This window comes from Candidatus Ancaeobacter aquaticus (assembly GCA_030765405.1).
Classification (GTDB): Bacteria; Auribacterota; Ancaeobacteria; order Ancaeobacterales; family Ancaeobacteraceae; genus Ancaeobacter; species Ancaeobacter aquaticus.
Genome location: JAVCCP010000018.1, coordinates 14,710 through 27,990 on the forward strand (window position 1 = coordinate 14,710; position 13,281 = coordinate 27,990).

The following is a 13,281-nucleotide window of genomic DNA, read 5'->3' on the forward strand; positions in this document are numbered from 1 at the left end:
TATAGCTTAAAATGGGAGCTTTTATGTATAAAATAGCTATTGAAAAGCCAACACAGGAAAAGCTTGATGCATTAGGCGTGTTTGACTGGGGTATATGGGAAAAAGAGAAAAGCATCTTTGATTGGTCTTATGATAGTGATGAAACATGCTATATTCTTGAAGGGAAAGCTCGTGTTAAGACTGAATGGGAAGAAGTAACATTCGAAAAAGGTGATCTTGTAAAGTTTCCGAAAGGACTTTCCTGTACGTGGATAAAGGGGTTGCGAAGTAATGATATGACAAACTTGGCTGAGCCGATTTTGGAGCGAAACAAGGAACGAAGAGTGCCGCGTATCCCTTGCGATACGCAAGCGATGAGTGACGCAGTTGCAGCCCAAAAGCGGCCAGCCCCTTCGGGGAGGCACATCTTTGGCCGTCTGTTTCGTTGCTCCTCCTTGACGTACCGCATAGGGTACGCCAGCGTTGTCGCGCCTTGCATACGGCTCAAATATGAGCCTCCAAGTTTGACATATCATTACTTCGCAACCCCCGGAACCTATAAAGAAACACTATTTGTTTGAATAAGGGGTAAGTATATGCGCGCGGCTGTTTACTACAACAATAAAGATATACGGATTGAGGAAAAACCTATTCCAGAAATCGGTCCAGACGAAATACTCATGAAGATCGAAGCATGCGGGATATGTGGCTCAGATGTAATGGAATGGTATCGGATTAAAAAAGCCCCGCTTGTTTTGGGCCATGAAGTAAGTGGTACAGTGCACAAAAAAGGTGCTCATATTTCCCAGTATGCCCAGGGGCAGAGGATCGTTGCGGCTCACCACGTACCGTGCAATACATGCAAGTATTGCATCAGTGGCAATCATACGGTATGCGATACTCTGAGAAGTACAAATTTTGATCCGGGAGGATTTACAGAATATGTGCGGCTTCCTGCGATCAATGTCGACAGGGGGGTGTTTCCTATTGCAGATAGTGTGACGTTTGAAGATGCAACATTTGTTGAACCGCTTGCATGCGTGTATCGCGGTCAGAAAAAAGCACAGATAAAACCAGGGCAGAGTGTTCTTATCTTTGGTGGGGGAATATCAGGCCTGTTACATGTAAAATGTGCACGAGCGCTTGGTGCCGGCCGTATTGTCGTCATTGATGTTCTGGAGAATCGGTTGAAGGCAGCGTTGGAATATGGTGCAGATTATGCGTATCATGCCAGCGAGTATTCTCCGGAAAAGTTTCGAGAAATCAATAATGGGTATTTGGCTGACAATGTTATAGTATGCACAAGTGCAACAAGTGCGTTTGAAGCAGGGTTTGCTTCTTTAGAACGCGGTGCGACAATGCTTATATTTGCACCGACTCAGCATGGACTTACGATGCCGCTTTCACTAAATGATATATTCTGGAAAAATGATGCTACGGTAACGACAACCTATGCAGGGAGTCCCGAAGATCATGTTATAGCACATGAACTTATTCGTTCAGGAAGAATTGTTGTTTCAGACATGATCTCTCATTCATTAGGGCTCAGGGATACGGTAAAAGGCTTTCATCTGGTGAGTGAAGGAAAAGCATCGATAAAAGTAATAATTAAACCACAAGAATAATGAAGGACGAAGGACGAAGGACGAGGGACGAAAAAGATATTGTTTTTCTTCCTAGCGAAGCGATCGTCTATCATCTTTCGTCAATCGTTTTACGAAGGAGGTTGGTATGGATTGGGGAATGAAAAACAGACTGGCACACATATTTCAACCAGCATCTGGTAACACCGTTATGCTTGCAGCTGATCACGGGTATTTTCTTGGCGCGGTAAGTAGATTAGAGCATGTGGGTGATACCATTACGCCGCTTATTCCGTATGCTGATGCGCTAATGATTACCAGAGGAGCAATAAGAACATCAATTGATCCATTAAATGCTAAGCCGATTGTTTTGAGGGTGTCCGGTGGAAATAGTATTGCCGGTGAAGATCTTTCAAATGAAAAAATCACAACATCAATTAAAGACGCTGTGAGGCTTAATGTTTCTGCAATTGCTCTTTCAATCTACGTTGGGGCTAAGTATGAACATCAAACATTGTTGGGGCTATCCGAGCTTGTAAACCAAGGACAAGAGTATGGCATACCGGTTCTTGCCGTTACTGCAGTCGGTAAAGAGCTTGAAAAAAGAGACGCGCGGTTTCTTTCACTGAGTTGTAGAATTGCAGCAGAACTCGGGGCACATTTTGTGAAGACGTATTACTGCGAAAATTTTGAGAAGGTGATCAATACCTGTCCGGTGCCTGTTGTTATTGCCGGCGGCCCAAAACTAAAAACGGATGTGGATGCGTTGAAATTGGCGCATGACGCTATAGGTCTTGGCGCTAAAGGTGTTGATATGGGACGAAACATATGGCAATCAAAATATCCTGTTCCCATGATAAAAGCCATTAAGAGTATCGTGCATGAGAAAGCATCGGTCAAAGATGCTGAAGAATTGTTCAATGAAGAAAAATGTAAAGTTGATAAAGCATGTGAGTCGAATTAAACCTCGTCCAATTACGGTAAAAAATGCCTGACTCAAAACTGAGCAATAATAAAATATATGATTATATAAAGCTCTGGCTAAAAGGGTGCTGTATCGGGATAGCGAACATTATTCCCGGTGTTTCCGGCGGTACCGTTGCTTTTGTATTTGGAATATATGAAGATTTAGTTAAAGCAATAAAATCGTTTGACATAACTTGTCTGAAACTTCTTTTTACATTCAAGATAAAGGCGTTATTTAACCATATTCCTTGGCGTTTTCTTGCTGTAGTGTTTTTTGGTGTATTTACAGCTATTCTCAGTGTGTCTCGGGGTTTGAGCTGGTTGTTGCAAAACAAGCCGGTGTTGGTGTATGCATTTTTTTTCGGTCTCATACTTGCGACGGGGCCAGTTATTGCTAAAAGAGTTAGGAAGTGGAATGTGCCGACAGGGATAGCATTGCTTCTAGCAACTGTTGGCACATTTTTCTTTGTTGGCCTTGTTCCGGTCACTACTCCTGATACTTTATGGTTTTTATTTTTAAGTGGTATGATAGCTGCAGTAAGTATGATTCTACCCGGTTTATCAGGGGCCTTCATGCTTGTTCTTATAGGTAAATATCAGTATATTCTCGATGCAATTAATGACGGTGATATTGTTAGTCTGGGAGTTGTTGCCTTTGGCTGTGCGGTTGGGGTATTGGTCTTTGTGCGGGGTATTCATTGGTTATTAACACATAAACACGATGTTACCGTAGCGTTTCTTACGGGACTCGTACTGGGTTCGTTAAGAAAAATATGGCCGTGGAAAGTTACCTTAGAGTCAATAACGAGCAGTAAGGGTAAAATTATACCTATCGAACAGGTTAATATTTTACCTCCCCAGATTAATGCCGAAACTATTTATGCCGTTATCTTGTGTGCGATAGGTTTTTATGTAGCGATAAAGTTGAGTACGCCTACCCCAAAACAGATTACTGAAGAATAATTCATTTGTTAACGGTTTTTTTCTTTTTTGCAAGTCCATAATCGATGATTTTTAATATGAATGTGTCAAAATTCATACCAGCTTTTTCTGCTGCATTTGCGAGATCTTCCCCTTCTGCTATCCAAGGATTAGGATTTGCTTCCAAGACGTATATTTGTCCATCATGAGCCGACATGCGCACATCTATTCTACCGTAGTTTTGTATCCCGAGTACTTTATATGTTTTTATGCATGTATCGTGAATCTTTCGCGTTTCTTCAGGGGTAAGATTGTTCGGGAAGACTGACTGGATATTCATCTTTTCTCTATAGTCAACATTCCATTTTACACGAAAGCTCGCGATTTTGGGTTTTCCGTCAGGAATGCCTGAAAGATCGAGCTCAACAATAGGTAGCACCTGCACATTTTTATTTCCTAAGATGCCAACGTAAAATTCGCGGCCATCAATAAATGTTTCCACAACAGCACCTTGTTCGCGGTTGGTATAAAGAAATTTAACTCGTTCGGTAAGTGCATCCAAGTTTTTAACCACAGAACAATCATGGATACCAATAGAAGAATCTTCTTCGAGCGGTTTTACTATGAGTGGAAAAGCGAGTGATTCGGGTATAGAGATCCGTGATCCGAGAGGGAACGTTACAAAATCAGGAGTTTTAATACCGTGGTAAGAAAGGATCTTTTTTTGAATACCCTTATTACAGTTAATGGAAATAGCAAACATATTAGAGCCCGTATACGGGACGCGTAGCATTTCAAGTATAGCGATAATATGTGGTTCCATAGCGTTGTTTCCGCCAAAGCATTCGGCAAGCATCATAACGAGGTCTGGTTTGGTAGACTCAATCTTATCAATAAGGTTTTTTATAGAATGATCAATAGCGAATGTTTCGAATGGGTATCCAAGGCGAGTGAGAGCGTCACGGACATCCTCTTCAACGTGAAGATTGTAGATTTCCTGATTTTCTTCAGGTGGTTTCTGTTTTGGTCTTTCATCATGAAGTATTAGTATGCGATTTTTACTCATAACACCCTAAAATTTATGTGTGTGATAATAGTTCATAACGAGTGCAGTCGCAAAAACAGCGATCTCGTTTCGTATGGTATTTTCCGATTGCAATGGATATGTCAGTTTTAGTTTACGCGTACGCACAATGAAATGTTTAAATAACGGTTTAATGACATATTTGTTTTCACCTGTCCAGTGTGAGATAATATCTGTGAGTTGTTTTTGGTTGTTTCTCAAAAAATGAACAGCCGATCCCGTATGTTTTTTTGTTTCTGATCCTGAAAATATTTCTTTTAAATCGATGTCAAATCTATCAGGGAATTCATCTTCATATTCTTTGATCTTCTTTTTGAAAAAATCGCGCAGTGTGATGTGGAGGTCGTGCACCATGATTTCTTTACTGAGATCCGGGTATACTAAAGGTGGAAGATCTTTAATTGTCGGAATTACGCGGTCAACATACTCAAGTTTTTTCAATGCGCCCCAACCTTTATATTCTTCTTGCCAGTTAACTTTTGGGGTTAACCATACCGCAAAAGTTTCAGCAAAATCATCATCCGGGTGTTTTTGTGCGTACCAGTTGGTGAGATGTTTTACAAATTTCTTGCTGAACGGGTTTGGTCTATATTCTTCTTTATACGGCAGGTAGAAGTTACCAAATGTCTTTTTCCATTCGGGTGTATTGTAAAGTTTGTATGCATAATTGAGCGCGTGACCCATTTCATGGCGAAGTATTTGTGATATCTCCTCGTCATCGTTATTTTCTATTTCCTTCAAGGCTTTAACCTCTAAGCGAGATAGTTTCTTGTCAACAAGGTAAAACGGGATTGCGATAGCGGGTATTTCATTTGGACAACCCCATTCATCAGCAAGATAAAATGGGGGGATAAACTTGATCCCTTTTGAAGCGGTTTCATTAAGTAACTTCTTTATAAAGGGTTCAATTGTTGATCCTTCGATTTTCAGTTGTAAGTCAGATATGCGCAGCGCTAATAGTGATTGTTCCTCTTCTTTTGAAAGAAACTCAGAAAGTGGATCAACTTCCTGTAGTGGTGTAAAATGTTCATGTGTGGCTTGTGTATTCATATCATCTGTATAATACCACGGACAGTGAGTAAATGTCATATTTATTGCGTTTTAATCATAGGGTAAAAAAGAATAAAAAGGTTTTGCAAAATCAATGCTTTCTGCTACTATATAGATTGAAAGTACGTATGTATGCCGCGAGAGGCATAGCAAACATTTACCATATAACTAAAGAAAGGGGGATTTCATGGCAAAAAAACCTAATGCCGCTTTTATGAAACCGCTACAACCTGATGATGCATTAGCAGAGATTGTTGGTTCAAAGCCTCTTCCAAGAACAGAGGTAACAAAAGCTTTGTGGGTTTATATTAAGGAAAATAAACTTCAGGATGACAAGAATAGAAGAAACATCAATGCAGACGATAAGCTTTTAAAAGTTTTTGATGGCAAGAAGCAAGTAAATATGTTTGAAATGACAAAATTGGTTGCAGGACACCTAAAAAAGTAAGACATCTCTTGAGTTGTAAGAAAAAAGGGGAAGCATTTTTAATATGCTTCCCCTTTTTTTATCTGTTGAGGTTTGTGCTGTCGCTAATACCTTTTACACCAGGAACGCTTGCTGCTGCATCTCGTATTGTCTGTTGATCCATGACATTGCCAACCGTCCCATAGAGCGATACATATCCATTTTGTACCAGGACCGTGATGTTGTCAGCACGTCCGCGTAAAGGTGCTCGCCGTATGGCGTCTTCGACGTGCATTTTTATTTCTCTATCCGAGTAACCAGCGCGTATATTTTTATTAAGCGAATGCTCCATGTTCATTAAGTCACGATTATAGTTTTTTTCCGATTCCAATTCAATTTTTTCTAAATACGTCGGAAAATCTTTATCACCGATAGATTCATCAGGATATACCGTGTTTGATAGACCTGCTTGTGTCCTTTCTTTCATAGTGCCTAAGGTACTAATGTCATCTTTTGTCAGGGGTTTCACTTCCAAGTTGTTTTGAACATCTTTAATTCCTTTTATTTCGAGTGCAATTTTTTCCGCACGTTCTTTATCTTCTTCAGAAAGAGCTCGACCACTCAGGATGGCTTTTCCATCAATTACTTTAATTTTAAAGAAAAGGTCGTTTACATCGTAGTCGCCGGAAATAGTGTTTACGAGCCGTTGTGTAAGCTTTTTATCTTGTAGCTCGTCAGCGTGTAAAGATTGTCCACACACAAACAATACAGCAAGAACAGAAACGATCCTAAGTATATAAGTCATAAAAAACTCCTCATTTTTAAGCTATAAGCTGTAAGCTTTAAGTAATAAGACAACATCAAGGATATTATTGCCTTTTTTCGAACATTCTTCAATTATTTAATAAAATTATGTTGGCAGAGCAGGTGGGGAGCTTTATAATGAAGCTATGTATCTTTCATTTTACAATTTTAAGGAAAATCCTTTCAATTTAACACCTGATACGCATTTTTTGTATCTTTCCAAACATCACCAGATGGCAATGCGCAGTCTTCTCTACGGCATTAATGAGCGAAAAGGCTTTATATTGCTTACCGGTGAGGTCGGTGCCGGAAAGACGACCTTGTGTCGAGCGCTTCTCAAGGAACTGAACGAGAAAATAAATGTTGCTGTTGTCTTTAATCCCTATTTATCAGAAACGGGACTATTGAAGACAATAATAGACGATTTTTCTATTGAAACAAATGCAAAAACAAGAGCAGATCTCTTAAATGTTTTGGGTGATTTTCTTATTTCTCAGAGAAAACAGAATAAAAATGTTGTCTTGATGATCGATGAGTGCCAGAACTTGCGGTTACCCGTTATTGAGCAAATCAGAATGATCTCGAATCTTGAGACGGAAAAAGATAAACTGATCCAGATTATCTTGGTTGGCCAGCCGGAATTTAGACAAAAAATCACATCTCCTAAATTGCTACAGTTAAATCAGCGAATAAGTGTGCGCTATCATATACCTCCACTGAATGTAGAAGAAACAAAATTATATATTACCCACAGAATACGAGTTGCCGGAGGGCATGAAGTTGTGTTTACCGATAGAGCACTTTCGGTTATTTATGAATATTCTAAAGGTGTTCCACGCATGATAAATGTTTTAAGCGATTATGCACTTATGGCCGGATTTTTAGAAGAGACGAAAGAAATATCCGAGAAAATTGTTTTAAGGGCTATTCATGAAATGAGTGGAGCTGAAAATGAACAGAGCACGGATTCTTCCGTGGAGAATGATCGAATCGAAGAACCAACCGCTATGACTGTTTAAGTGTCTGTGAAGAATGCCGGGAGAAGTAGTGAATGAGTCTTATCTATGAAGCATTGACGAAAGCAGAAAAAGACGTACGCGAAACTCAAAACAAGGAACCCTCAGTAGATAAGCCCATTGTGCTGCCTGTACAGAAAAAGAAACCGAGAATATTTCTTTTTGTGATTGTTTTCGTTGTAGCAGGGTGCGTTGCAGGCGCATATTATTTCCATGATAATACCCGTTCAGTTGATGTCTTAACAAGTCTTGCCCGAAAAGTCAAACCGATCATTGCAGATGTGCAGCAAACTATACCATTACCTACACAAAATGACAAAAACCCCCAGTCTTTAGATATACAAGTTGAAGAAATTGGCATCACCAAAAAGCAGATTCCCGTTGAAGCACCCGCAGATGAGATGGCCATTCACGTTGAGGTGCTTGCTCAGGAAGATAATGCTCTTCCAGCGCTAGAACTTTCAGGTATTATATGGGATGAAAGTTCATCTCTTGCCATTATAAACGGCAAAATATTATCCGTAGGTGATACAGTCAGTGAAGACGTTACCATTAAGGAAATTAACAAATCTTCAGTAACAATACTTTTTCAAGATCAAGAATATGTTTTGGTGAGGGAGTAAAGTTTATTGTTCCATGCCTATTGCTTCTTCGTATTCTTCGAGTGTTATCGGGATATCTTGAGCGCCTTTAGGTGCCTTTAGCAGAAAACATATACCGGCGATGGCTGCAAACAGCCCACCAATAAAGGTAACTATTTCTACTCCTACATACCGTGCGACAATACCTGAAAGAAGGCTGCCGATTGGCATTATGCCCACTATGGTTGTTGCGTAAATCGACATTAATCTTCCGCGGAGTTTGTCGGGTACATGAAGCTGTAAAAGTAGATTGCTCGAGACAAGACCTGCAAGCATACAAAAACCAATTGAGAAGATAAAAATGCACGACACAATAAAGTGTGTTGCATACGCAAAAAGCATCATGCTTACACCGAAACCGGAGATAGAAATCCCTATCAATGTTGCCAACCCTCGAACACCTTTTTTACCGCCAAGAAAAATTCCACCTAAAAAGGCGCCTATACCCGATACGCCCATCAGTATTCCTAATCCTTCTGCTCCACGGTGTAAAATGTCATTGGCGTAAATAGGCATAAATGTCAGATACGGTGTGCCGCAAAAAACCGAGACGGAAAGAAGTATAAGTACCCACCGCGTGTGTGGTGTGCCAAAGGCATAACGTAATCCTTCAAGAAGTGACTCAAAGTGTGTTGTTGCGTGTTTTACGGTTTTTTTCTTTTTCGTACGTATTTTTATAAGGGCAATTACGACAAAAAGATATGTTATGCCGTTTATTAAAAAACAATAACCTTCGCTTGAAAAGGCGATCAATATTCCCGCTAAAGATGGACCAATAATACGCCCGGCATTAAAGAGAGATGAATTAAGGGCAATTGCGCTTGGGAGAGACGATTGAGGGACAATTTCAACAATAAATGACTGTCGAGCAGGCATATCAAAGGCGTGGATCGCGCCGAGGAGGCCGGCAAATAAGAATATGTATGGAAGGGTAATATGGCCAGACAGTATAAAATACGCAAATATGAATGCTTGTACCATTTCCAACACTTGTGTTATGAGAACAAGCTTGTGTCGGTTATGCCTGTCAGCAATGACGCCGCCCAATGTGCCGAGAATAAATGAGGGAATAAGGGTGATAAAGGTAGTAAAACCCATAAGAAAAGGTGAATGTGTCATGCGATACACAAGCCAAGACAACGCAGTTGTCTGCATCCATGTTCCAATAAGAGACACTGCTTGGCCGCCAAAATACAGCTGAAAGTTTTTATATTGAAGCGCTCTAAACGCTGATGCCCATTTTAAGTTCATTATCGTTCTATACGTTCTGAGATATATGTGAGTGCTTCTTGAGAGTTATTTGCGACATAATACAACTGGCGGTCTCCTTCATGCATAAAATTTTCTTTATAACAGCGGTTGAGGTGTTTGAGAAGATCATGATAAAAATTATTTGTGTTAATAATAGCAATAGGTTTTGAGTGACAGTGCAACTGTCTTAAAGTAATGATCTCGGCTATTTCTTCAAGAGTGCCGATGCCGCCTGGAAGCGCAATAAAAGCATGTGCTTTTTGTTCCATGAGTTCTTTTCTGTCACGCAGATTATGTGTTTCGATCATTTCTTCAGCATGTTCGTACATGATCCCTTTTTTTGCAAGATGCTTGGGGATGATACCGGTAATTTTGCCGTTATGTTTTTGTGTTGTCTGGCCAAGAACACCCATAAGCCCGATACTTCCACCCCCATATATTAATCGATACCCTGCCCCTGCAAGGAGTTTTCCTAAACGGGCGGCTTCGGTATAATAAATGTCGGGCAAAGCATCACTTGATGAACAGTAAACACAAATTGATTTCATAATAGTTGGAGTATATCACAACCCCAAAATGTTTATGTAATAAAATAATGGAGAGAACATTATGGGTTAATAAAGAGTCTTTATATTAGAAAAGTGTTTATGGTATACTATCGCAATAATAATATGGAGTGTGCATGAATATTAAAAGGTCATTACAGTACTTTTATTTAAAAATATTGCGAATACACGATACGCCGCATCGAATAGCACTCGGCATATTTAGCGGCATATTTAGCGGTGTATTACCTGGTGCGGGCCCTATCTTCTCGCTCATACTTGCGTTTATACTCAGAGCTAATAAAGCAGCAGCACTTTTAGGGTGTATCGTAGTTAATACATGGATTAGTTTGGTTGTGTTGATTCCTGCTATGAAAATAGGCTCAGCGATTTGCGGTATTGGTTTTCAAGAGCTTAAAAAGAATGTAAATGGTCTTAGGGAAAATTTTAGTTTTTCTGATCTTATGCAAGAAAGTTTTTTTAATGTACTGCTTCCCTTGATGCTCGGGTTATGTATAGTGTCTGCAATTATTGGCATTGGCGCATATATTGTAAGTTATGGCGCAATAACTAACTTTAGAAAAATGAAAGAGAAAAGAAAGCGGAAGAAAATGCAAAAGAACAATGCGCAGCATGTTCCGCTCGAGGATAAATTGGTATGATGTTATCCGAGAATAAAAAAGGAATGTACCTTATGAGAATATTAAAAATAACAAGGCTTTTTAATGGAACCGTGAAGCTTATCGCGGTAGTTGTTACCAGTGGTATCATTTTTATTTCGCAAGGACGTGCAGCCGAGACACATATTGTATTGCTTACCACTGCTGATATGGAAAGTCAGCTAGAACCATTTGTTGTGAAAAAAAAGACAGGTGATACAGAAAAAATATGTACTGTAGGAGGACTCAATAGAATAGCTCAAGCTGTTGATGTAATCAGAAAAGAAAACCCAAATCGTGTTCTTCTCGTTTCTTCGGGTGATGACCTGATGGGTAAATACTATAATTTATTTCACGGTGAGGTTACCTACGGCGTCATGAATGCCTTGCAGTATAGTGTTGTTACACCTGGTAATCATGAGTTTGATTATGGAATAGGAAAATATGTTAAGGCTGTCAAAGAGGCTCAGTTCCCCATTATTGTTACCAATATGGATTTTAGAGGGACAACACTTTTTGAAAAGATCAAAAAGTATTGGGTAACAGAAATTGATGGTGTGCGCATAGGTTTTATTGGCCTCATGACGCCTGATGTGAGGCAAATTACAACCATAGAAGATCCGATAAAGGTTGATATTAACATTTTTGACGTTGCAGACGAATATGCGGGGTATCTTATTCATGTTGAGAACGTTAATATAATTGTTGCTCTTACGCATATTGGCTTTGATCTTGATCTTGAATTAGCACGCCGAGTGTCAGGAATTGATGTTATATGCGGCGGGCATTCGCATACGTTGCTTCCAACTGATAAAGAAGTGGTTGTCAATAAAAGTGTTCACGATAAGACCATTATTGTTGAGTCTGGCGAAAAATCACGTGTTTTAGGGAGACTCGATCTTTTTATTGATAATGGAAAAATTGTGCGCCACTCATGGCGTGTTATAGATATGGATAGTACATACTCAGGAGACGACGCTGTTGAAACAATCACAAAACGTTTCAAGGATAAGGTCCCTCAGGATTTTACAGTTGGAAAAACAATGTGTGATTTAGATGCGCGACGTAAAGTGATTCGATCGCAAGAATCAAATTTAGGAAACTTCGTTGCTGACATAATGAGGAAACGTTTTAAAGCTGATATTGCATTGATAAATGGCGGGGCTTTACGAGGTGATAAGGTGTATCTAAAGGGAACGATGTTTAATGATACGATGCTTGAATTCTTCCCTTTTAACAATACTGTAGTGAATATTAAGCTCAGTGGCGCAGAAATAAAGGATATATTAGAGTTAGGTGTATCTGAAGTCGAAAGATATAATGGCAGATTTTTGCATCCTTCAGGATTGAAGTATACCTATAATCCAGGCAATGAGCCACTAAGGTTAACTATTGATAATGAAGGCAATGCTGTTGGTATAAAGAGTAACGGTAAAAGGGTTAGTAATGTGTTGTGTAAAAACAAAAAGAACATATATGTCCCGCTAAAAAATAATAAGCTTTATGATGTTGTTGTGGGGTCTTATATGGCTGGTGGCGGGGATAGTTATTATATGCTTAAAAACAAGTCTGCCATAAAAACATATGTTGACCTAAGAACCGTCTTGCAGCAGCACATTAATGAAAAGAAAAACATTAATCCAAAGCTAGATGGCAGGATAACAATAACGCATGAATAACAAAGGGTTAGTCATATTACTTGGTCGCAACCCATAGCGTGAATGAGTGAAAAAGAAAATAGACATTGTATTTGAGGACGATTTTATTGTTGTTGCAAACAAACCTTCCGGGCTTTTGGTTGTTCCAACGCCTAAGGGTGAGAAAGAAACGCTCACAAACTTTCTTAATGAGCAAAAGAGCCGTGCTCGCACCCAAACAAAACTCTACCCGTGTCATAGGCTTGATCGTGATACATCAGGCATTATTGTGTATGCAAAAGGTAAGACTGTTCGTGATGCCATGATGGACGTTTTTAAAGAAAGGCGTATAACAAAAAAATATATTGCCTTTATCAATGGAACGCCAAAGAAGGACCGAGCAACCGTCGATTACCGCATAGAAGGAAAAGAATCTATTACACGATATTATATTGTGCATAAAGCATCTGACTTTAGTGTTGTTGAGGCTGAGCCGGTCACGGGAAGAACAAATCAAATACGCATACATTTTAAAATGATAGGGTATCCTATTTTAGGTGAAAGAAAGTTTGCGTTTGCGCGGGATTATCATGTGCGGTTTAAGAGGACGGCGCTCCATGCTTACCGTATATCTTTTCAGCACCCTATGACAAAAAAGTATGTTACATTTACACAACCGTTGCCGAGCGACATGAAACAGTTTCTTTTGCAAAGAAAAATTATAGTTCCTTTCTAAAAT

15 protein-coding genes are annotated in these 13,281 nt (G+C 39.5%); 10 read left to right on the forward strand and 5 right to left on the reverse strand.

Annotation, left to right across the window (positions count from 1 at the left end; all coding sequences use genetic code 11):
* Positions 1–23: 23 nt before the first annotated feature.
* From P9M13_01880 to P9M13_01895, 4 genes are all read left to right on the forward strand, one after another.
* A complete protein-coding gene (locus tag P9M13_01880) occupies positions 24–560 on the forward strand; it encodes a cupin domain-containing protein (GenBank protein MDP8262038.1) in 537 nt (178 codons plus the stop codon).
* Between the two features lie 15 nt (positions 561–575).
* Positions 576–1,604: an alcohol dehydrogenase catalytic domain-containing protein gene (locus P9M13_01885; GenBank protein ID MDP8262039.1), complete on the forward strand. Its 1,029-nt coding sequence runs from the start codon at positions 576–578 to the stop codon at positions 1,602–1,604.
* A 106-nt stretch (positions 1,605–1,710) separates the two neighbouring features.
* Positions 1,711–2,526 (forward strand): 3-hydroxy-5-phosphonooxypentane-2,4-dione thiolase, encoded by an 816-nt coding sequence (gene lsrF / locus P9M13_01890; protein MDP8262040.1) that lies wholly within the window; start codon positions 1,711–1,713, stop codon positions 2,524–2,526.
* A gap of 23 nt (positions 2,527–2,549) precedes the next feature.
* Positions 2,550–3,491 (forward strand): DUF368 domain-containing protein, encoded by a 942-nt coding sequence (locus P9M13_01895; protein ID MDP8262041.1) that lies wholly within the window; start codon positions 2,550–2,552, stop codon positions 3,489–3,491.
* A 1-nt stretch (position 3,492) separates the two neighbouring features.
* Here the strand turns inward: P9M13_01895 and P9M13_01900 are convergent, their stop codons facing one another.
* Together P9M13_01900 and P9M13_01905 are read right to left on the reverse strand one after the other, a co-directional pair.
* Positions 3,493–4,515 carry a hypothetical protein gene (locus tag P9M13_01900; protein ID MDP8262042.1) on the reverse strand — a complete coding sequence of 341 codons (1,023 nt, stop codon included), beginning with the start codon at positions 4,513–4,515 and terminating at the stop codon, positions 3,493–3,495.
* A gap of 6 nt (positions 4,516–4,521) precedes the next feature.
* Complete coding sequence (locus tag P9M13_01905; GenBank protein ID MDP8262043.1) at positions 4,522–5,583, reverse strand: hypothetical protein; 1,062 nt, start codon at positions 5,581–5,583, stop codon at positions 4,522–4,524.
* Between the two features lie 187 nt (positions 5,584–5,770).
* On the opposite strand from P9M13_01905, the gene P9M13_01910 reads away from it, so the two are divergent.
* Positions 5,771–6,031, forward strand: a complete 261-nt coding sequence (locus P9M13_01910; GenBank protein MDP8262044.1) for an SWIB/MDM2 domain-containing protein — start codon at positions 5,771–5,773, stop codon at positions 6,029–6,031.
* Positions 6,032–6,089: 58 nt separating this feature from the next.
* Here the strand turns inward: P9M13_01910 and P9M13_01915 are convergent, their stop codons facing one another.
* The gene (locus P9M13_01915; GenBank protein ID MDP8262045.1) at positions 6,090–6,794 is read right to left on the reverse strand and encodes a BON domain-containing protein; all 705 of its coding nucleotides are present in this window, start codon (positions 6,792–6,794) and stop codon (positions 6,090–6,092) included.
* 145 nt (positions 6,795–6,939) lie between these two features.
* Here P9M13_01915 and P9M13_01920 point away from each other — a divergent pair, with 145 nt between their 5' ends.
* Entirely contained in the window at positions 6,940–7,812 is an 873-nt protein-coding gene (locus tag P9M13_01920; GenBank protein ID MDP8262046.1) for an AAA family ATPase, read from the forward strand.
* A gap of 32 nt (positions 7,813–7,844) precedes the next feature.
* The gene (locus tag P9M13_01925; GenBank protein ID MDP8262047.1) at positions 7,845–8,432 is read left to right on the forward strand and encodes a general secretion pathway protein GspB; all 588 of its coding nucleotides are present in this window, start codon (positions 7,845–7,847) and stop codon (positions 8,430–8,432) included.
* Positions 8,433–8,435: 3 nt separating this feature from the next.
* On the opposite strand, the gene P9M13_01930 is transcribed toward P9M13_01925, so the two are convergent.
* Together P9M13_01930 and P9M13_01935 are read right to left on the reverse strand one after the other, a co-directional pair.
* Positions 8,436–9,701 (reverse strand): MFS transporter, encoded by a 1,266-nt coding sequence (locus tag P9M13_01930; protein MDP8262048.1) that lies wholly within the window; start codon positions 9,699–9,701, stop codon positions 8,436–8,438.
* A complete protein-coding gene (locus P9M13_01935; GenBank protein MDP8262049.1) occupies positions 9,701–10,249 on the reverse strand; it encodes a TIGR00730 family Rossman fold protein in 549 nt (182 codons plus the stop codon). Before P9M13_01935 ends, P9M13_01930 begins: the two co-directional genes overlap by 1 nt.
* 134 nt (positions 10,250–10,383) lie before the next feature.
* Between P9M13_01935 and P9M13_01940 the strand changes: the two genes are divergently transcribed.
* Genes P9M13_01940 through P9M13_01950 form a run of 3 tightly spaced genes read left to right on the forward strand, consistent with a single transcriptional unit; the run spans position 10,384 to position 13,278 of the window.
* Positions 10,384–10,908 carry a DUF2062 domain-containing protein gene (locus tag P9M13_01940; protein ID MDP8262050.1) on the forward strand — a complete coding sequence of 175 codons (525 nt, stop codon included), beginning with the start codon at positions 10,384–10,386 and terminating at the stop codon, positions 10,906–10,908.
* A complete protein-coding gene (locus P9M13_01945; GenBank protein ID MDP8262051.1) occupies positions 10,905–12,584 on the forward strand; it encodes a 5'-nucleotidase C-terminal domain-containing protein in 1,680 nt (559 codons plus the stop codon). The genes P9M13_01940 and P9M13_01945 overlap by 4 nt, the downstream gene beginning before the upstream one ends.
* A gap of 46 nt (positions 12,585–12,630) precedes the next feature.
* Complete coding sequence (locus tag P9M13_01950) at positions 12,631–13,278, forward strand: RluA family pseudouridine synthase (GenBank protein MDP8262052.1); 648 nt, start codon at positions 12,631–12,633, stop codon at positions 13,276–13,278.
* Positions 13,279–13,281 lie beyond the last annotated feature (3 nt).